This window comes from Microbulbifer magnicolonia (assembly GCF_035117725.1).
Taxonomy (GTDB): domain Bacteria; phylum Pseudomonadota; class Gammaproteobacteria; order Pseudomonadales; family Cellvibrionaceae; genus Microbulbifer; species Microbulbifer magnicolonia.
Genome location: NZ_JAYEFD010000002.1, coordinates 690,740 through 710,027 on the forward strand (window position 1 = coordinate 690,740; position 19,288 = coordinate 710,027).

General features: G+C 63.5%; 18 protein-coding genes. 11 read left to right on the forward strand and 7 right to left on the reverse strand.

Translation table 11 applies throughout. The annotated features are described in order from the left end of the window. Positions 1–7: 7 nt before the first annotated feature. The gene (hexR, locus tag RRF64_RS12255) at positions 8–862 is read right to left on the reverse strand and encodes a transcriptional regulator HexR (protein ID WP_323846172.1); all 855 of its coding nucleotides are present in this window, start codon (positions 860–862) and stop codon (positions 8–10) included. 270 nt (positions 863–1,132) lie between these two features. On the opposite strand from hexR, the gene uvrD reads away from it, so the two are divergent. Together uvrD and RRF64_RS12265 are read left to right on the forward strand one after the other, a co-directional pair. Continuing rightward, positions 1,133–3,355: a DNA helicase II gene (uvrD, locus tag RRF64_RS12260; protein WP_323846173.1), complete on the forward strand. Its 2,223-nt coding sequence runs from the start codon at positions 1,133–1,135 to the stop codon at positions 3,353–3,355. A 164-nt stretch (positions 3,356–3,519) separates the two neighbouring features. Continuing rightward, a complete protein-coding gene (locus tag RRF64_RS12265; protein ID WP_323846174.1) occupies positions 3,520–4,653 on the forward strand; it encodes a TRAP transporter substrate-binding protein in 1,134 nt (377 codons plus the stop codon). Positions 4,654–4,740: 87 nt separating this feature from the next. Here RRF64_RS12265 and groL read toward each other — a convergent pair whose 3' ends face one another. Continuing rightward, the gene (gene groL / locus RRF64_RS12270; protein ID WP_323846175.1) at positions 4,741–6,369 is read right to left on the reverse strand and encodes a chaperonin GroEL; all 1,629 of its coding nucleotides are present in this window, start codon (positions 6,367–6,369) and stop codon (positions 4,741–4,743) included. Further along, positions 6,366–6,680, reverse strand: coding sequence for a co-chaperone GroES (locus tag RRF64_RS12275; RefSeq protein WP_323846176.1), 315 nt, complete (start codon positions 6,678–6,680; stop codon positions 6,366–6,368). Before RRF64_RS12275 ends, groL begins: the two co-directional genes overlap by 4 nt. 251 nt (positions 6,681–6,931) lie before the next feature. Here RRF64_RS12275 and RRF64_RS12280 point away from each other — a divergent pair, with 251 nt between their 5' ends. From RRF64_RS12280 to RRF64_RS12290, 3 genes are all read left to right on the forward strand, one after another. Continuing rightward, positions 6,932–7,528 carry a hypothetical protein gene (locus tag RRF64_RS12280; protein ID WP_323846177.1) on the forward strand — a complete coding sequence of 199 codons (597 nt, stop codon included), beginning with the start codon at positions 6,932–6,934 and terminating at the stop codon, positions 7,526–7,528. Positions 7,529–7,732: 204 nt separating this feature from the next. After that, on the forward strand, positions 7,733–8,536 hold the full coding sequence (locus tag RRF64_RS12285; RefSeq protein WP_323846178.1) for a hypothetical protein: 804 nt from the start codon (positions 7,733–7,735) through the stop codon (positions 8,534–8,536). Positions 8,537–8,577: 41 nt separating this feature from the next. Beyond that, positions 8,578–9,492, forward strand: coding sequence for a hypothetical protein (locus RRF64_RS12290; protein WP_323846179.1), 915 nt, complete (start codon positions 8,578–8,580; stop codon positions 9,490–9,492). Between the two features lie 55 nt (positions 9,493–9,547). Here RRF64_RS12290 and RRF64_RS12295 read toward each other — a convergent pair whose 3' ends face one another. Then, positions 9,548–9,796, reverse strand: coding sequence for a hypothetical protein (locus RRF64_RS12295; protein WP_323846180.1), 249 nt, complete (start codon positions 9,794–9,796; stop codon positions 9,548–9,550). A 299-nt stretch (positions 9,797–10,095) separates the two neighbouring features. Further along, a complete protein-coding gene (locus tag RRF64_RS12300; RefSeq protein WP_323846181.1) occupies positions 10,096–10,485 on the reverse strand; it encodes an acyl-CoA thioesterase in 390 nt (129 codons plus the stop codon). A gap of 253 nt (positions 10,486–10,738) precedes the next feature. Between RRF64_RS12300 and RRF64_RS12305 the strand changes: the two genes are divergently transcribed. Then, on the forward strand, positions 10,739–11,425 hold the full coding sequence (locus RRF64_RS12305; protein ID WP_323846182.1) for an alternative oxidase: 687 nt from the start codon (positions 10,739–10,741) through the stop codon (positions 11,423–11,425). 3 nt (positions 11,426–11,428) lie between these two features. On the opposite strand, the gene RRF64_RS12310 is transcribed toward RRF64_RS12305, so the two are convergent. Beyond that, positions 11,429–12,793, reverse strand: a complete 1,365-nt coding sequence (locus RRF64_RS12310) for a TRAP transporter large permease (protein ID WP_323846183.1) — start codon at positions 12,791–12,793, stop codon at positions 11,429–11,431. Further along, entirely contained in the window at positions 12,790–13,365 is a 576-nt protein-coding gene (locus RRF64_RS12315; protein ID WP_323846184.1) for a TRAP transporter small permease subunit, read from the reverse strand. Before RRF64_RS12315 ends, RRF64_RS12310 begins: the two co-directional genes overlap by 4 nt. A gap of 186 nt (positions 13,366–13,551) precedes the next feature. Here RRF64_RS12315 and RRF64_RS12320 point away from each other — a divergent pair, with 186 nt between their 5' ends. The 5 genes from RRF64_RS12320 to phoU all read left to right on the forward strand — a co-directional run bounded on the left by RRF64_RS12320 (position 13,552) and on the right by phoU (position 19,269). Continuing rightward, a complete protein-coding gene (locus tag RRF64_RS12320; protein WP_323846185.1) occupies positions 13,552–14,619 on the forward strand; it encodes a PstS family phosphate ABC transporter substrate-binding protein in 1,068 nt (355 codons plus the stop codon). 152 nt (positions 14,620–14,771) lie between these two features. Then, a complete protein-coding gene (gene pstC / locus RRF64_RS12325) occupies positions 14,772–16,151 on the forward strand; it encodes a phosphate ABC transporter permease subunit PstC (protein WP_323846186.1) in 1,380 nt (459 codons plus the stop codon). Further along, positions 16,144–17,445: a phosphate ABC transporter permease PstA gene (pstA, locus tag RRF64_RS12330; RefSeq protein ID WP_323846187.1), complete on the forward strand. Its 1,302-nt coding sequence runs from the start codon at positions 16,144–16,146 to the stop codon at positions 17,443–17,445. Before pstC ends, pstA begins: the two co-directional genes overlap by 8 nt. Positions 17,446–17,615: 170 nt before the next feature. Then, positions 17,616–18,356, forward strand: coding sequence for a phosphate ABC transporter ATP-binding protein PstB (pstB, locus tag RRF64_RS12335; RefSeq protein ID WP_323846698.1), 741 nt, complete (start codon positions 17,616–17,618; stop codon positions 18,354–18,356). A gap of 211 nt (positions 18,357–18,567) precedes the next feature. Continuing rightward, positions 18,568–19,269, forward strand: coding sequence for a phosphate signaling complex protein PhoU (phoU, locus tag RRF64_RS12340; RefSeq protein WP_323846188.1), 702 nt, complete (start codon positions 18,568–18,570; stop codon positions 19,267–19,269). Positions 19,270–19,288 lie beyond the last annotated feature (19 nt).

Here is a 19,288-nt window from a genome sequence, read left to right on the forward strand (position 1 = left end):
CGGGCGCCTAGTGCTTGTCTTCCCGCAGTGTGTAGAGCCCCTGCTTGAGTTTCAGCAAATGCTCCTGCAGTTGCGGCCCCTTGCGCTGGGCCACGCCGATGGCGAGCACGTCGATCACCACCAGGTGGGCGATGCGCGACGACAGCGGCGTGTAGATCTCTATGTCCTCTTCCACATCCACTTCCAGCGGAATCGTTGCCTGGCGCGCCACCGGCGAACCGCTCGGCGCCAGGCCGATCACGGTCGCCCCCTGCTCTTTTGCCATGCCCATGGAGCGCAGCAGCGCCTTGGTGCGGCCGCTCTGGGAGATGGCGACGACTATGTCGCCGGGCGCCATCGACATGGCGGACATGTTCTGGATGTGGTGATCGGAGTGGGCGGCGGTGGCCAGCTGCAGGCGGAAGAACTTGTGCTGGGCGTCGGCGGCCACGGCGCCGGAGGCACCGAAGCCGAAGAATTCGACCCGCTTGGCGGCGGCGATCGCGGTCACCGCCGCCTCCAGCGCGCGGTTGTCGAGTTTGTCGCGCACGTTCAGCAGGGTGTCGACGGTGGAGTCGAAGACCTTGCGCTTGTACTCGGCAATGGTGTCCGTCTCGGTCACCGCGATCTGGCCGAAGCTGGGGCTGGAGGCCAGCTGTTGGGCCAGGTTCAGCTTGAACTCCTGGAAGCCGGAACAGCCCACCGCGCGGCAGAAGCGCACCACCGTCGGCTCGCTGACCTGGGCCTCGGTGGCCAGGTCGACGATGCGCATATGGATGATTTCGTCCGGGTTGGCGAGGATATATTCGGCCACCTTGCGCTCCGATTTGCGCATGGATGGCAGCTGTTCGCTGATTTTCTGCGTGACTTCTGCCGGTTTCACGGGACTTCCTTCTTCGAGCCGGATAGCGCAGTTTAGCCTCTGCGCTGGTGGCTGGCGAGCTGTCCGTTGCAGAGTTGGGTGACGGCCCTGCTGCCGGTGGCCGTCCGCTCAACAACCTGATCGGCAATCGTTTCACAGACGGCCCCCGGCAGCAGGGCCTTCGCATCGGCGGATGGAGATTTTTTTCAGGTCCCGAGCTCCGAGTCTCGATCTCCAAAACCTGTTTATTTACACAGGTAACAGGCACCACCTCTGATACAATCGCCGCCCATGGACGTATCTCAGATTCTAGACCCCCTCAACGACGCCCAGCGCGAGGCCGTGGCCGCGCCGCCGGGCAATCAGCTGGTGCTGGCCGGTGCCGGCTCCGGCAAGACGCGCGTGCTGGTGCACCGCATCGCCTGGCTGATGCAGGTGGAGGGCGCCTCGCCCTACTCGATCATGGCCGTGACCTTCACCAACAAGGCTGCCAAGGAGATGCGCGGGCGCATCGAGGAGCTGCTGGGCGTGAACACCTTCGGCATGTGGGTGGGGACCTTCCACGGTCTGGCCCACCGGCTGCTGAAGGCGCACTGGCAGGAGGCCAGGCTGCCGCAGAATTTCCAGATCCTGGACAGCGACGACCAGCTGCGCCTGATCAAGCGGGTGCAGAACGACCTGGGCCTGGACGAGAAGAAGTGGCCGCCGCGGGAGACCCAGTGGTGGATAGGCGCACAGAAGGACGAGGGCCTGCGGCCCCAGTACATCAATGCCGGCGCCGACCCCTGGCTGCAGACGATGGTGCGCATCTACTTCGCCTACGAGGAGGCCTGCCAGCGCGGCGGCCTGGTCGACTTCGGCGAGCTGCTGCTGCGCGCGCACGAGCTGTGGCTGAACAACGACGCGGTGCTGGCGCACTACCGCCGCCGCTTCCCGTTCATTCTCGTCGACGAGTTCCAGGACACCAACACCATTCAATATGCCTGGCTGCGCCTGCTGGCCGGTGACCAGTGCCATATCAGCGCGGTCGGTGACGACGACCAGTCCATCTACGGCTGGCGCGGCGCCAAGATCGAGAATATCCAGCACTTCGAGCGCGACATGCGCGAGGTGCAGACGGTGCGTCTGGAGCAGAACTACCGCTCCACCTCCACCATCCTGAAAGCCGCCAACGCGGTGATCGAACACAACGCCGGCCGCCTGGGCAAGGAGTTGTGGACCGAGGGCGAGGAAGGCGAGCCGATTGCGGTCTACGCCGCTTACAACGAGCAGGACGAGGCGCGCTTTATCGTCGAGCGCATCCAGGATTGGGTGCGCGACGGCCACCGCCGCGACAGCATCGCGATCCTCTACCGCTCCAATGCCCAGTCGCGTGTGCTGGAAGAAGGCCTGCTGCGCGAGCAGGTGCCCTACCGCATCTACGGCGGCCAGCGCTTTTATGAAAGACTCGAGATCAAGAACGCGCTGTCCTATATGCGCCTGATCAGCAACCGCGACGACGACACCGCCTTCGAGAGGGTCGTCAACACGCCGACCCGCGGTATCGGCGCGCGCACCGTGGAGATGGTGCGCGCCTACGCCCGCGAACAGGGGTATTCGCTGTGGCGGGCGGCGACGCTGATGCTGCAGCAGCGAGTGCTGGCCGCCCGCGCCGGCAATGCGCTGCAGTCCTTCCTCGACCTGGTCAACCGGTTGGCGGCCAACGCCGAGGACAAGCTGCTCGATGCGATCGCTGAGGACGTGATCGAGACCAGCGGCCTGCTGGAATTCCACGGCAAGGAGAAGGGCGAGAAGGGCCAGACGCGGGTGGAGAACCTGCAGGAACTCGTCAGCGCCTGCCGCGCCTTCGACGGCATCGACCAGCCAGCGGGCGAAGAGAGCGACGAGGAAGAGCGGCCACTGCTGGACCAGTTCCTCGACAGCGCCGCGCTGGACGCCGGCGAGGGCCAGGCGGACGAATTCGAGGACGCGGTGCAGCTGATGACCCTGCACTCGGCCAAGGGGCTGGAATTCCCGCTGGTGTTTATGGCCGGCGTGGAGGAAAACCTGTTTCCGCACAAGATGTCGGCGCAGGAGCCGGGTCGCATGGAGGAGGAGCGCCGCCTCTGCTACGTGGGCATCACCCGCGCCATGCAGAAGCTGTATATCACCTACGCGGAAAACCGCCGCCTGTTCGGTAGCGAGACCTACAACAGTCCGTCGCGTTTTATCGGCGAGATACCGCCCAACCTGGTCCAGGAGGTGCGGCTCAAGACCGAGATCTCGCGACCGCTGTTCCAGCCCGGCGCTGCAGAAAATCAGTGGGGCAAAGTGGGCAGGTTCTCCGACCCGCCTCCGGATTTCGACGACCTGCCGCCGCTGGCGCTGGGCGGCCGCGTCGACCACCCGAAATTCGGTGAGGGCACCGTGGTACAGTTCGAGGGCAGCGGCCCGCGCGCGCGGGTGCAGGTCAATTTCGACGATGCCGGCAGCAAGTGGCTGGTGGTGGCCATGGCCAAGCTGCAGCCGCTGTAGCTTCTGTCGCCCCTCTCCCATTAATGGGATAGGGGCCGGGGGAGAGGGGCCGGGGGAGAGGGATCGGGCTTCGACGGAAATACTGATCGCGGCCATGGGCAGCTGGCCGCCCCGCCGCTCCTACAAAAACGATAAAAATATTCGAACCGAAAAAATAACAACCGATGAAAAAAATAAACTGGTACCCGCCCATCATCCTCGGTCTGCTCGCCCTGCTGGTCATCACCTTCGGCGCCCTGGTCGCGTCGCGCGCGACCCAGGGGCCGGCCCAGCACTTCACCGCCGGCGGCGAGCAGGAGTCTTTCGAGTGGAAGCTCGTCACCACCTGGCCGAAAAATTTTCCCGGCCTCGGCAGCGCGCCGGAGCGCTTTGCGAAGAACGTCGGGGCCATGTCCGGCGGGCGCCTGAAAATAAAGGTCTACGGTGCCGGTGAACTGGTGCCGGCCATGGGTGTCTTCGGCGCAGTTTCCGAAGGCGCGGCGCAGATGGGCCACGGTGCCGCCTATTACTGGAAGGGCAAGGTGCCGGCCGCGCAGTTCTTTACCGCAGTGCCCTTCGGTCTCAACGCCCAGGAGATGAATGGCTGGCTGCACTACGGCGGCGGCATGGAATTGTGGGAAGAGATCTATGCGCCCTTCGACCTGATTCCGCTGGCCGGCGGCTCCACCGGCGTGCAGATGGCGGGCTGGTTCAACCGGGAAATCAATACGGTCGAGGACCTCAAGGGGCTGAAGATGCGCATCCCCGGTCTCGGCGGCGAAGTGCTGAACCGCGCCGGCGGCACCGCGGTGACCATTCCCGGCGGCGAGCTGTACACGGCGCTGCAGACGGGCGTGATCGACGCGACCGAGTGGGTGGGCCCTTACAACGATCTGGCCTTCGGCTTCCACCAGATTGCGGACTATTACTATTATCCCGGCTGGCACGAGCCGGGTTCCATTCTCGAATTTATCGTCAACAAGACTGCCTTCGAGAAATTGCCGCCGGACCTGCAGGCCATAGTGCGCACCGCCGCCCGCGCCGTCAACCAGGATATGCTCGACGAGTACACGGCGCGCAATAACCGCGCCTTGAAGGAACTGGTGGAAAAGCACGGCGTGCAGCTGAAGCGCCTGCCCGACGATGTCATCGCCTACCTGAAGAAGGTCAACAGGCAGATCATGGAAGAGACAGCGGCGAAAGACGCGCAGTTTGCGCGGGTCTACGAGGCAGTGAAGGAATTCGAAAGTGAGGTGATTCCCTATCACCGGATCAGCGAGGAAGCCTACTACCAGACGCGGGCTATCGGGGAAAACTGAACGCACACAGATTCGCCAGCAATTACCCCTGGCGAGCTCGCCCAGCGCGTAAAAAAGGGGGCTTTCGCCCCCTGGTAGAAATAGTCGCTAGAAGTCGTACTCTCCGGCGGAGACTTTGCCTTTTTCTTCGCTCGGCCTGTCCGCCACCATCACTTCAGTTGTCAGCATCAGGCCGGCGATGGACGCGGCGTTCTGCAGCGCGGTGCGGGTGACCTTGGTTGGGTCGATAATGCCCAGCGCGATCATGTCACCGTATTCGCCAGTCTGTGCGTTGTAGCCGAAGGCGCCATTGCTGTTCGCGCGCACCTTGTCCAGCACCACACTGCCGTCGACGCCGGCATTGGCGACGATCTGGCGGAAAGGCTCCTCCATCGCCCGCAGAGCGATATTGATACCGACCTGCTGATCGTCGTTGCTGCCTTTCAGGCCCGTGCGGCGCAGCGCCTGGGCCGCGCGCACCAGGCTGATACCGCCACCGGGCACTATTCCCTCTTCCACCGCGGCGTGGGTCGCGTGCAACGCATCGTCCACCAGGTCCTTTTTCTCTTTCATTTCGATCTCGGTCGCCGCACCCACCTTGATCACGGCCACGCCGCCGGCCAGCTTGGCCACACGTTCCTGCAGCTTTTCGCGGTCATAGTCGGAAGTGGATTTCTCGATCTCGGCGCGGATCAGGCGCACGCGGGCGTCGATGTCATCGCGCCGGCCGGCACCGTCGACGATAGTGGTGTTCTCCTTGCCGATCACCACGCGCTTGGCACTGCCCAGTTGCTCCAGGCCGGCGTTTTCCAGTGTCAGGCCCACTTCCTCCGCAATCACGGTGCCGCCGGTGAGGGTGGCGATGTCCTGCAGCATGGACTTGCGGCGATCGCCGAATCCCGGTGCTTTGACGGCGGCCACTTTCAGGACACCGCGCAGGTTGTTGACCACCAGTGTCGCCAATGCCTCGCCCTCGATATCCTCGGCAATCAGCAGCAGCGGACGCCCCGCCTTGGCGACGGTTTCCAGTAGCGGCAGCAGATCGCGGATGCCGCTGATTTTCCTGTCGAACAGGAGGATGTAGGGATTGTCCAGCTCGGCCTGCATCTTCTCCTGGTTGTTGATGAAATAGGGCGACAGATAGCCGCGATCGAACTGCATGCCCTCGACCACATCCAGTTCATTCTGCAGTGACCTGCCCTCCTCCACGGTGATGACACCATCGCGGCCGACCCTGTCCATCGCCTCGGCGAGAATCTGGCCGATGTCCGCGTTCCAGTTGGCCGACACGGTGCCGACCTGGCCGATCGCCTTGCTGTCCGCACACGGCTTGGACAGCTTTTCCAGCTCCTCGGTGGCAGCTTTGACCGCGGCATCGATGCCGCGCTTCAGGTCCATCGGATTCATGCCCGCGGCGATCGCCTTGTGGCCCTCGCGTAGCAGTGCCTGTGCCAGCACGGTGGCGGTGGTGGTGCCGTCACCGGCCACATCGGCGGTCTTGGAGGCGACCTCTTTCACCATCTGCGCGCCCATATTTTCGAACTTGTCCCTGAGTTCGATTTCCTTGGCCACGGACACGCCGTCTTTGGTCACGCGCGGCGCGCCGAAGCCCTTCGCCAGCACGACATTACGGCCCTTGGGACCCAGCGTGGCCTTCACCGCATCGGCCAGGATGTTGACGCCGGCCAGCATACGCTCGCGGGCGTCGTCGGAAAACCTTACGACTTTCGCACTCATGCTGCTTGCTCCTCTGTCTTCGCAGTTTCGAGTATTCCGAGAATGTCGGACTCTTTTACGATCAGGTAGGTCTCACCGTCGAGTTTGATTTCAGTACCGGCGTAATGCCCGAACAGCACGCGATCGCCCACCCTGACTGAGAGCGGGCGAAGTTCGCCGTTATCCAGCGGCACGCCGCCGCCGACCGCGAAGACCTCTCCCTGGGTCGGCTTCTCCGCCGCTTTGTCTGGAATAACGATACCGCCTCTGGTAATGGTTTCCGCCGGCAGCCGTTTGACGACTACACGATCGTAGAGCGGTTTGATACTCATTGGATTGCCTCCGATAAGCACGCTAAAAAAACTGACAGGAAATCGATTTGAGTTCTGGAGCCAACGGCATCCCGGAATAGCCCGCCGGCCCACGAGCGGCAAGATAGGAGCGGAGATTGTCTTTTCAAGAGGCGCAAGGCCGGATTTTTTATAAATTTTTTCTATATAAATGATCGGGAGTAAAAACTAAAAATTAGTAGATCTGTTTTATAGTTTTTGTAAGCCTCAACCTGGCCAAAGGAGGATTGCCGATGTCCCTGCAGCAACTGCCCGCCTTTGAGAGGACCCTGGCGGAGTACTTTCGCGAACGGCTAGAGGAGTTTGGCCGGCAGCTGGTGCCCAGCCCGCAAGAGGACACCCTCTGGTATATGGGGAATATGCTGGCCCGCTTCGGCGACAGCGACAAAGTATTCAGCTACGACCGCGGCGAGATCAGTATCCGGCCGCTGGCCCTGCTGTACAAAGATGCGCGCCAAACCGCTGACCGCTGGCAGCGCTGCCAGATTCTCCGCCAGCTGGGTGACCAGGCACTGTTTATGGGCGCCCTGTTTCCGGAGCGCTATGAGCGCCGCGGTATTCTCAGGGATTATTTCGTGGGCATGGGCGGCGGCGCCTACGACTACCTGGCAGAAAACGCGCAGGGCAACCGCCATATCTATTGCGAACTCGCGGCCATGTTTGCGCGATTGCTGGAGCTGGTCGCACGGGTCTGTGCAAAGCAGAAACCGGTCGACGCCCGCGACCTGCTCGACCTCTACCAGCGCTGGCGCCGGAGCCGCGATCCCCACCTGGCCGATCAGTTGCGCGCGCTCGGTATCGCACTGCCCAAGTCGGATCTGCGCCATTGACCCGCCCGTAGCGATCTTTCAGATTCTGTAGCAATAAGCTTGCGCACTGATTAATTGCGCAATCGATGGCATTTATCGGTAAGGCTTTCTATGTATTGCCGGATAGTCAGGAACGTCAGCTTTTCTATTCCCAAAAAATTCGAATAATCGCTGAACCGGTCATATTCGGACCGGAAAAAAATCATAAAAATTCAGGGGGATTGAATGAAGACTCTGCTGCGGCTGTCTATTGCAGCCATTTTCGCCGCGCTCGTCGGTTGTGCCACGCCTCAGGTTCCGGTGCCGCTGGACCAGGGCTTCTACACCGCGGACAACAAGACCGTCGGCCTGATGCTGGAAGCACCCAAGACACCGGGTCTGGCGCTCGAAGGCAATATCGGCCTGCTCGACTACGCCATTATCGCCGCGGCGACCAGTTCTCTCAGCAGCCATATCGAAAGCCAGGACCTGGGCGAGTTTCTGGCGGTGGCCGAGGAGCTGAGTCAGAGCCTGGAAAATGAGGGTTTCCAGGTCGTGCGTCTGGAAGTACCGGCGAAGGCGCCCAAGCTGGCCAAGTTCAAGGATCCGGACGGCAAGGACACCACTTACTTCGCCGCCAAGGACCACCGCACCCTGGCCGCTGAATACCAGGTGGACTACCTGCTGAAGCTGACCGCCACCAGCGCTGGCCTGGCCCGCCCCTACTATGGCTTCATTCCCACCGATGCCCCGCGCGCGGTTTTCAATGTGCACGGTGAGATGATCGACATGTCATCCAACCAGCTGCTCTGGTATGCGAACATCAATCACGCCGGTTACGCCACTGGCGAATGGGACGAAGGCCCGAACTTTCCCGGCCTCACCAATACCTATTACGTGGTGATGAATAAAGCCAGGCAGGATGTGGTCAATGCGCTGGCCAAGCGCGACACCAGCGTTATCGCGCTGAACGGCGACGATGACAGTGCAGCTGCAGCGAGCGCCGGCGCGCCGGCCGCAGCCGAACAGCAAGAAACCCAACAACAATAAGAACCGGGACAGGCGGCGGCGCGGCCGCCGCCGCGACACGCATGAAAATAATAACCATCGTTGCGCTGGCCGGCGCCCTGCTGGCCGGCTGTGCCCACTCCGCGAAATACCACCTCGCCAGCGGCGATGCCGACAGCATCCGGAGCCTGGAGCGCATCTACCTCGATATTGCGCCGCTGGAAAACGGCCCGCTCAGCGTGGAGATCTACCCCGAGCCCTGGCGCTACCTGTCGGTTTCCTCCAATGTCGCGGCCGCGCAGTATTCCGCCCCGCCGCCCCCGCCCGGTACCAGTGCCGGCCAGGCGGCCGCCGCCGGTGTTGCGGGCGGTCTGATCGGCACGCTGATCGCCAGTGAAATGGCCAAGGGTCAGGCGCAGTCGGCGGCGCAGAAGCCGGCCGAGCCCCTGGTTGAGGCGCTGATGGGGCGCGCGATCGAGCGGGATGTGCGCGAGGCGCTGGTGGACGGCATGCTCACTTCCGATTTCGCCGCGAGCAATACGCTCGAGTATGCGCCGCTGCCGGACGACGGCGCACCGCAACTGGTGCTGCAGCCCTCGATCAAACTGACCAACGGCCTCAACGTACTCAAGTTCAATATCAACGCCGAGCTGCATGCGGGTGGCAAGCAGCCGCTGTACCGCAACTCTATCGAGTACTGGTCGGCGGGCACCGGCAACAGCGACAAGCAGGAAAACCTCTACTACTGGCGGGCTGCGGATCTGGAAGCCTTCTACGGCGAGCTGCAGCAGGCGATCGCCCACACCGCCAGTTATCTGGCGCAGTCCCTCGACGGAAGCCTGCCCGCGGCAGAGGAAAAGCAGGCGACGCACAGGATCGCCGGCAATGACGGCTGGGTGATGATGCGGGGAAATCTGCTGCAGAGCACCGACGAGTACACCGTGCTGCGGGATCTGCGCGGCAATATCAAGATCATCAGCGGAACTCTGGTGCTGTGACGGTGCTGTGACGGTGCTGTGAGGGTTCTCTGACGGCGCTCAGACCGGCGCCCCCCTACGGCATATCGCAGGTACCGGTATCCGGGTCGTAGTGGCCGCCGGCGTCGAGACAGCTGTCCACCTGCCAGTACTCCGCGTAGTGCATGCGCACCAGCAGCAGTGCACCCAGCGCCATGAACACCAGGCCGACGATGGTGGCCCAGTTGCTCCAGCGCAGCCGGGCCAGGATCAACAGCAGCAGGCCGGAGGGGATCAGCAGTATGCCTGCCAGCACCAGCAGGTGCTCGAGAAGTGATTCGATCATCCCCATCGGTATAGCAGCCGCGCGGCGGCGGGGGCCTGTTTGCGCTCAATTCGATGGTCGCGTTGCCGCCCCAAAACGGGCCAGGCAAGGCGCGAGGAGTGTGGTTTAGCGTGCTAAATGAACGACGAGCAACGCAGTATGGCCCGCTTTTTGGGGCGCAACCCGAAGGGACGGGACTGTTTTTCCGCAATGCTGCGTTGCAGCTCGCTTATGTGGCGTGACCACACGGCGCTCGCTGCGCCTTTCTTTGCGAAAAAAACGGTCTCCGTCGCGGTCATCGAATTGAGCGTAAACAGGCCCTAGGGCAGCGGCCGGGTGCGGCCGCGGTCGTCGATCGCGACGAACACGAACTCGCCCTCGGTGACCTTTACCTGCTCACCGGAATCCACCCGCGTCAGCCAGACTTCCACCATGGTGCGGATCGAGGAGCGGCCCACGTCGGTGGCCTCGGCGTAGCAGCTGACGGTGGAGCCCACCGGCACCGGGCGCAGGAATACCATGCTGCCGACCGCCACGGTGGTGACGCGGCCGCGGGCGATACTCTGGGCCAGGATGGCGCCGGCCAGGTCCATCTGCGACATCAGCCAGCCGGCGAACACATCGCCCTGCGGGTTCGTATCCCGCGGCATGGTCTGTGTCTGCAGGGTCAGAGTGCCTGTGGGTTTTGGATCTTCATCAAGTGCGGACATCGACTGCTCACGTTTTCACGTATTGTTAGAGTTATTCGGGCCCGCCGGGGCGGCAGGCTGGCGCATTCTAGCACAAAGTGGTGATCAATTAGCCACCGGCGTGAGGCAGCTTTGCTGTGAACTATTGCTTATAACGATAGATGATCTGGCTATTTTTCGATCGGAAACGGTCCCGCGCCTGCTAGACTCAGACCTGGTGCCCGACGCGGGTTCACCCGCACCCGGCGGTACCGAATTGCGCTAGATGGACACCATGGCCGAGCCCGATCGCAGCCGCATAACCCCCGCCCGCCAGGGCTACGAGGACAGCGACATCGCCGCGCTGGATCTGCAGCGCCGCTATGAGCCGGGCGATGCCGCGGACCGCTTCGCCCTCGGCACGGTCAAGCTGCTGCGTTTCGTCGCCGATACCCTGTTCGCCCAGCGCTATGGCAACCGCGCCATAGTGCTGGAGACGGTGGCCGCGGTGCCGGGCATGGTGGGCGGCTGCCTGCAGCACCTGAAGGCCCTGCGCCATATGCGCGACGACGACGGCTGGATCTACACGCTGCTGGACGAGGCGGAAAACGAGCGCATGCACCTGATGACATTCATGGAGTTGATCAAGCCATCCTGGTTCGAGCGCTTTGTCGTCGTGGTGGTCCAGGCGATCTTCTTCAACGCCTTCTTCCTGCTCTATCTCATCTCCGACCGCACGGCCCACCGCCTGGTCGGCTATTTCGAGGAAGAGGCGGTCGTCAGCTACACCCAGTACCTGCAGCGCATCGACGACGGACTCGAGGCCGATGTGCCGGCGCCGCAGCTGGCCATCGACTACTGGGGTCTGAAGCCGGACGCGCGGCTGCGGGACGTGGTGGAGGTGATCCGCGCGGACGAGGTCATGCACCGCGACACCAACCACGATTTCGCCGACCGCATTGAGGCCGGCGCCCACTACTGAATCTCAGCGCTGCATCATCTCCGGCAGCCAGGTGGCCAGTTGCGGCCACAGCGCCAGCACGCAGAGCAGCAGCAGTTGGATAGCGATAAAGGGCATCACGCCGCGGTAGATGGCACCGGTGGCGACCTCCGATGGCGCCACCCCGCGCAGGTAGAAGAGCGCGAAGCCGAACGGCGGCGTCAGGAAAGAGGTCTGCAGGTTGATCGCGATCATGATGCCCAGCCACACCGGGTCCACACCCATGGCCAGCAGCACCGGGCCGACGATCGGCACCACGACGAAGGTGATCTCGATAAAGTCGAGGATAAAGCCGAGCAGGAAGATCACCACCATCACCAGCAGGGTGGCGCCGAAAACCCCGCCGGGCAGACTGTGGAAGATGCCGGTCACCAGTTCCTCGCCGTCATAACCGCGGAACACCAGCGAGAACAGCGAGGCGCCGATCAGTATCGCGAATACCATCGCCGTCACCTGCAGGGTGCTGCGGCCCACCTCGCCGGCTCGCGCCCAGTTCAGGGCGCCGCGGCTGTAAGCCAGCATGCCGGCGCCGAGCGCGCCGACCGCCGCGGCCTCCGTCGGCGTGGCGGCGCCGCTGATGATCGAGCCCAGCACCAGCAGCATCAGCGCGATCGGCGGCAACAGGCTTTTCAGGGTCTGCCAGAGATCCACCGCCTCGCCGGCACCGGCCGGCGCCGCCGCCGGTTCGCGCCGCGCCACAAACAGCAGATAGACGATATAGGCCGCCACCAGCAGCAGCCCGGGAATGATCGCGCCGATAAACAGGTCGCCGACACTGACCGGCTGTGGATTGAAGATGCCCGCGGACAGCTGGGCCTGCTGGTAGGCATTGGACAAGGTGTCGCCGAGCAGCACCAGGGCGATGGACGGCGGGATTATCTGCCCCAGTGTGCCCGTGGCGCAGATGGTACCGGTGGCGAGGCGGGCGGAATAGCCGCGCTTCAGCATGGTGGGCAGGGACATCAGACCCATGGTCACCACCGTCGCGCCGACGATGCCGGTGCTGGCCGCCAGCAGCGCGCCCACGACCACCACCGAGATCGCCATGCCGGCCGGCACCCGCGCGAATACCCGGGCCAGGCTGACCAGCAGTTCCTCGGCGATGCGCGCCCGCTCCAGCATCACGCCCATCAGCACGAACAGCGGCACCGCCACCAGGGTACCGTTCTGCATGATGCCGTAGAGGCGGTCGGGAAAGGCGCGCAGCAGTTCCGGGTCGAAGACGCCGGCGACGATACCCAGCCCGGCGGCCAGCAGTGCCGTGCCGCCGAGGGTGAAGGCCACCGGGTAGCCGAACATCAGCAGGCCGCAGACGGCGGCGAACATCAACAGCGGAATCAGTTCGATCATACGCCCGCCTCTTCGACTTCCGGCCGCGCGGTGGCGGCGGCAGTGGCGCCGGGCGCGCGGGGCGGCGTCACCGCCATCAGTCGCGCCAGGGCGCGGCCGAACTGGGCCAGGCCGGCCAGGGCCAGGGTGGCCGCCGCCAGCGGCATCAGGCTCTTGAGCAGGAAGACGCCAGGCAGGCCGCCGGCGCTGGCGCCGGCCTCGAACACGGCCCAGCTGCTGGCCGCAAACTGCCAGCTGCCGGCCAGGATGAAAGCGCACATCGGCAGCAGGAATACCAGCGTGCCCACGGCGTTGACCCAGGCGCGGCCGCGTTCGCCCATGCGCCGGTAGAAGACATCGACGCGCACATGGGCATCCGTGTAGAGCGTATAGGCCAGGCCGAGCATAAAGGCGGCGCCGTGCAGGTAGATGACCGCATCCTGCAGCGCCACCGAACCGCCGTCGAAGCCGTAGCGCAGCAGCACCACGGCGCTCTGCAGCAGCACCATCGCCAGGGTGAACCAGCCGAGCAGCCGGCCGGTGCCGCTGGCCAGCCGGTCGAGGGCGCGCGCCGCGCCGAGCAGGGGGGACATGGGAACTTCTCGCATGGCATCTTATTGTTTTATTGGCAGCCCCACAGACTACCGCCTCCGCAGTTTCGGCACCAGACGTGCAATCCGGCGACTTGTAACCTTTTTGTCATCTTTCATTCATAGAATCGTCACCCGTTGTTCTTAGCATCGCCGCGTGAAACAAATCCACACATATTGGAGTCACCCATGAACAAGCGCCCCCTCGCCAAGAAGCTAGTGGCATCTACCGTCGCGGCACTGACCATCGCCGCCTCCCAGGCGGCCCTGGCGGCCCGCGATCACATCAGCATCGTCGGCTCTTCCACCGTCTATCCCTTTACCACCACCGTGGCCGAGCGTTTCAGCCGCGCGACCCAGTTCAAGACACCCGTGGTGGAATCCACCGGCACCGGCGGCGGCATGAAGCTGTTCTGCCAGGGTGTGGGCGAGAATACCGCCGACATAACCGGTGCCTCGCGCCGCATCAAGCAGTCCGAACTGGACATGTGTAACGACAACGGCGTCGACGTGGTCGAAGTACAGATCGGCTTCGACGGCATAGTCCTGGCCAACGCCAAGAGCGATGAGCGCTTCGAGCTCTCCCGCAAGGACATCTTCCTGGCGCTGGCCAAGGAAGTGCCGAACCCGGACGGTTCCGCGACCCTGGTAGCCAACCCCTACAAGACCTGGAAAGACGTGAACCCGGCCCTGCCGGCGCACAAGATCGAAGTCCTGGGCCCGCCCCCGACCTCCGGCACCCGCGACGCCTTCGCCGAGCTGGCGATGGAAGGTGGCTGCAAGAAGTTCGACTGGATCGCCGCCAAGAAGGACAGCGACAAGAACGCCTACAAGGCCATCTGTCACACCGTGCGTGAAGATGGCGCCTATGTGGAAGCCGGCGAGAACGACAACCTGATCGTCAACAAGCTGGTGGCCAACCCGAACGCACTGGGTATCTTCGGCTTCAGCTTCCTCGACCAGAACGCCGACAAGGTACAGGGCTCCCTGATCGAAGGCCAGGAGCCGACTTTCGACTCCATCGCCGACCAGAGCTACCCGGTTTCCCGCCCGCTGTTCATCTATGTTAAGAAGGCGCACGCCGATGTGGTACCGGGCATCAAGCAGTTCCTGGCCGAATTCACCAGCGAGCGCGCCTGGGGCGAGGACGGCTACCTGGCCGACAAGGGCATGATCCCGCTGCCGACTGCCCAGCGCCAGCAGGTGGCCACCGACGTGCGCAAGCTGAATGCACTGAGCAACCTGGCTGCCAAGTAACAATTACCTGGAAAAACACCAGGTAAAAGGAATTACCGGCCAAGCCCGCGAGGGCTTGGCTTTTCTTTTTATCTGCCGCACTGAGGCGGCCATGGAAACGTAGTAAAAAGTCGGGATAATGCCGACAAATAATCGGATGGCACGGTAAATCGATGCAAACACCCACCCTGTTCGCCCTGTTGCTGCTGCTGGTTCTGGTGGCCTATGGCACCGGCTTCAGCCGCGCACTCGCCGCCGCGCGTACCGGCGGCGGCCTGCGCAAGCTGGCCTCGCTGCCCAGTTATTACGGATTGCACACCGCGCTCTGGTGCGGTCTTCCGGCACTGCTGCTGCTGGGCACCTGGCTCGCGTTTGACGATGCGATTATCCGCGCCATGGTTATGAACGGCATCGCCGACAGACCCGACACCATTGCCGGACAGAACCTGCTCTTCGCTCAGATCCAGAACCTGGCCGCGGGCCACCTGATCGGCGAGGCGTCGCCGCAGCTGCAGGCCGCCGCCGAGCGCTTCAACGACCTGCAGAGCGGCTCGCGCAACCTGCAGGCGGCGCTGAGCCTGATCCTCGCCACTGGCCTGGGTGCCTTTGCCGCGCTGCGCTTCTCGCCGCAGCTGCGCGCGCGGGAGAAAGTGGAAACGGTGCTGCGCGCGGTACTGATCGCCTGTGCCTGCGCCGCCATCTTCACCACCGTCGGCATTCTGCTGTCGGTGCTGTTCGAATCCCTGCGCTTCTTCCAGGCGGTGCCGGTGACCGAATTCCTGTTCGGCCTGCACTGGAGCCCGCAGATGGCCCTGCGCGCCGACCAGGTCGGTTCCAGCGGCGCCTTCGGCGCCGTGCCGCTGTTTACCGGCACGCTGATGGTGTCCGCGATCGCGATGTTCGTCGCAGTGCCGGTGGGCCTGATGTCGGCCATTTACCTGGCCGAGTACGCCAGCAAGCGCGTGCGCGCATTTGCCAAGCCGGTAATTGAGATTCTGGCCGGTGTGCCGACGGTGGTATACGGCTTCTTCGCCGCGCTGACCGTAGCGCCCTTCATCCGCGACCTGGCCAATTCGGTGGGGTTGCAGGCCTCCAGCGAAAGCGCGCTGGCCGCCGGTCTGGTGATGGGCATCATGATTATTCCGTTCGTGTCGTCGCTGTCCGACGACGTGATCAACGCCGTGCCGCAGTCACTGCGCGACGGCGCCCTGGGTCTCGGCTCGACCCAGTCGGAGACGGTGCGCAAGGTGGTTATCCCCGCCGCCCTGCCCGGCATCGTCGGCGGCGTACTGCTGGCGGTGTCCCGCGCGATCGGCGAGACGATGATCGTGGTGATGGCCGCGGGCCTGGCCGCCAACCTGACCGCCAACCCGCTGGAGTCGGTGACCACCGTGACGGTGCAGATAGTCACCCTGCTGGTCGGCGACCAGGAGTTCGACAGCCCGAAAACCCTGGCCGCCTTCGCCTTGGGCCTGATGCTGTTTGTCTCCACCCTGGTGCTGAACTTTATCGCCCTGCACGTAGTGAAAAAATACCGGGAACAGTATGAGTGATCCGACCCAAACCAATCTGACCCAGCTGCGGGTGCGCGAGCGCATCGAGCAGCGCCTCGCCAGCCGCCACCGCAAGGAAAAGCTCTTCCGCGGGCTGGGTATCGCCAGTATCGCCTTCGGCGTGCTCGCGGTGCTGGTGCTGTTCACCGATATCATCAGCAAGGGCAGCGGCGCCTTCGTACAGAGTGCGATCGAGCTGCGCGTGCACTACGACGAACAGGTGCTGGGTATCGACAAGGTGGACGACGAGAGTCTCGCCTGGGCCAACTTTACCGGCGTGATTCGCCAGGCCCTGCAGGAGCGCTTCCCGGAGGTGAGCGGCCGCAGCGAGAAACGCGAGTTGAACAGCCTGGTATCCACCGGTGCGCCTTTCACCCTGCGCGACCGCCTCGCGGCCAACCCGGAACTGCTCGGCAAGACGGAAACCGTGTGGCTGGCCGCCGACGACGACGTGGACACCTTCGTCAAGAGCCTGTCCGATTCCGAGGAGGGCTTCCGCGGCCGCACCTCGGAGCAGAAGGCCAACTGGATAGCGCAGCTGATGGGCAGCGGGGAGCTGAAGAAGCGCTTCAACACCACCTTCTTCACCAACGGCGACTCACGCGAGCCGGAACAGGCCGGTATCCGCGCGGCGCTGATGGGCTCACTGTTCACCCTGCTGGTGACGCTGGCGCTGTCTTTCCCGATCGGCGTGGCCGCGGCCATCTACCTGGAGGAGTACGCGCCGAAGAACCGCTGGACAGACCTGATCGAGGTGAACATCAACAACCTCGCCGCGGTGCCATCCATCGTCTTCGGTCTGCTGGGTCTGGCGATCTTTATCAACTTTTTCGAGATGCCGCGCTCGGCGCCGCTGGTCGGCGGTCTGGTGCTGACCCTGATGACGCTGCCGACCATCATTATCTCCAGCCGAGCCGCGCTGAAGGCGGTGCCGCCGTCGATCCGCGAGGCGGCCATGGGTATGGGCGCCTCGCGTATGCAGGTGGTCTTCCACCACGTGCTGCCGCTGGCGATGCCGGGCATGCTCACCGGCGCGATCATCGGTATGGCCCAGGCGCTGGGTGAGACGGCGCCGCTGCTGATGATCGGCATGGTGGCGTTTATCGTCGATGTGCCCGGCGGCATCACCGATCCGGCCACGGTGCTGCCGGTGCAGATTTTCCTCTGGGCCGACAGCCCCGAACGCGCCTTCGTCGAGCGCACTTCTGCCGCGATCATGGTGCTGCTGAGCTTTCTGATCGTCATGAACACCAGTGCAGTGCTGCTGCGCAAGAAACTCGAGCGCCGCTGGTAACCGGCGCCGATGCTAAGATAACGGGATTGCTTATGAATACCATGACCCTGGACGCGACCGGCCAAGCGGAGCCGGTACAGCCCAAACCGCTGGAAAAAGTAACTGTGGATACCAAGACCAAGGTGCGCGAAACCGTCGGCGAGCCGTTCTGCGACAACGCCAAGCTGCGTATGCGCAACGTCAACGTCTTCTACGGTGACGCCCAGGCGATTCACGATGTGAGTCTGGATATCGGCCGCAACGAAGTGGTGGCGATGATCGGACCGTCCGGCTGCGGCAAGTCCACTTTCCTGCGCTGCCTGAACCGCATGAACGACACCATCGAAGGCTGCCGCGTCGAGGGCGAGCTGAGCCTGGACGACGAGCCGATCTACGGGCCCAAGGTCGATGTGGTGCCGCTGCGCGCGCGGGTGGGCATGGTGTTCCAGAAGCCGAACCCCTTTCCGAAAACCATCTACGAAAACGTCGCCTACGGCCCGAAGATTCACGGCATCGCCAGTCGCCGCGCCGAACTCGATGAAATCGTCGAGAACAGCCTGCGCCGCGCCGGCCTGTGGAACGAGGTAAAGGACCGCCTCGACAAGCCGGGCACCGGTCTCTCCGGCGGCCAGCAGCAGCGCCTGTGTATCGCCCGCGCCATCGCCGTGAGCCCCGAAGTGATCCTGATGGACGAGCCTTGCTCGGCCCTGGACCCCATTGCCACCGCCCGCATCGAGGAGCTGATTGACGAGTTGCGCGAGAACTACACCATCGCCATAGTCACCCACTCGATGCAGCAGGCCGCGCGCGTCAGCCAGCGCACCGCCTACTTCCACCTGGGCCACCTGGTGGAAGTGAACGATACCGAGACGGTATTTACCAATCCGCAGCACGCGCTGACCGAGGCCTATATCACCGGCCGTTTCGGCTGATCGGCTGTACTATAAATTAGCAATCAAACAGGTCGTCGTGACCTGTTTGATTGTCGCCAGAAAAATACTGGCGCAAATGCGTCGATTTGCTTGTATTTTTGCTGGCTCGCGCTGGCCTGGGTCCAGCGGCGGCACATCCCTGCGCCGCACTAATAACCCGGCAATTTCTATTGTCGCGTTAGTAAATTTGCGCTAACAGAAGCAGATAGTTATGGATATGCATTTCGATCAACACATCTCTCGTCAATTCAACGAGGACCTCGAAAGCATCAAGACCGAGATGCTGGAGATGGGCGGCATGGTCGCCCGCCAGGTGGCCGATGCGGTGGACGCGCTGTCCAACGCCGACAGCGAGCTGGCGGAGCAGGTGCTGCGCATCGAAGAGGACATCGACAAGCACGAGATGGCGCTGGACGAACACGCGACACTGATCATCGCCAAGCGCCAGCCGGCCGCGTCGGACCTGCGCATGGTGATGTCGGTGACCCGCATCGCCCGCGATCTGGAGCGCATCGGCGACGAGGCCAGCAAGATTGCCAAGATGGCCATCGCGCTGACCGACGAGGGCACTTCGCCGCGCGGCTACACCGAGATCCGCCATATCGCCAATGCGGTGCGCAAGATGCTGAACGATGCCCTCGACGCCTACACGCGCTTCGACGTCGCCTCGGCGATGCGCACCCTGGCGGAGGACGAGCAGGTGGACATGGACTACCGCACCGCGGTGCGCGAGCTGATCACCTATATGATGGAAGACCCGCGGAGCATCTCGCGGGTGATCAACGTGCTCTGGACCCTGCGCTCACTGGAGCGCATCGGCGACCACGCCAAGAATATCTGCGAGCAGGTGGTTTACCTGGTCGAGGGCGCGGATATCCGCCACGGCCACGAAGGCAAACTGAAAAAAGCCTGAGCGGGCGACTGGCAATCGC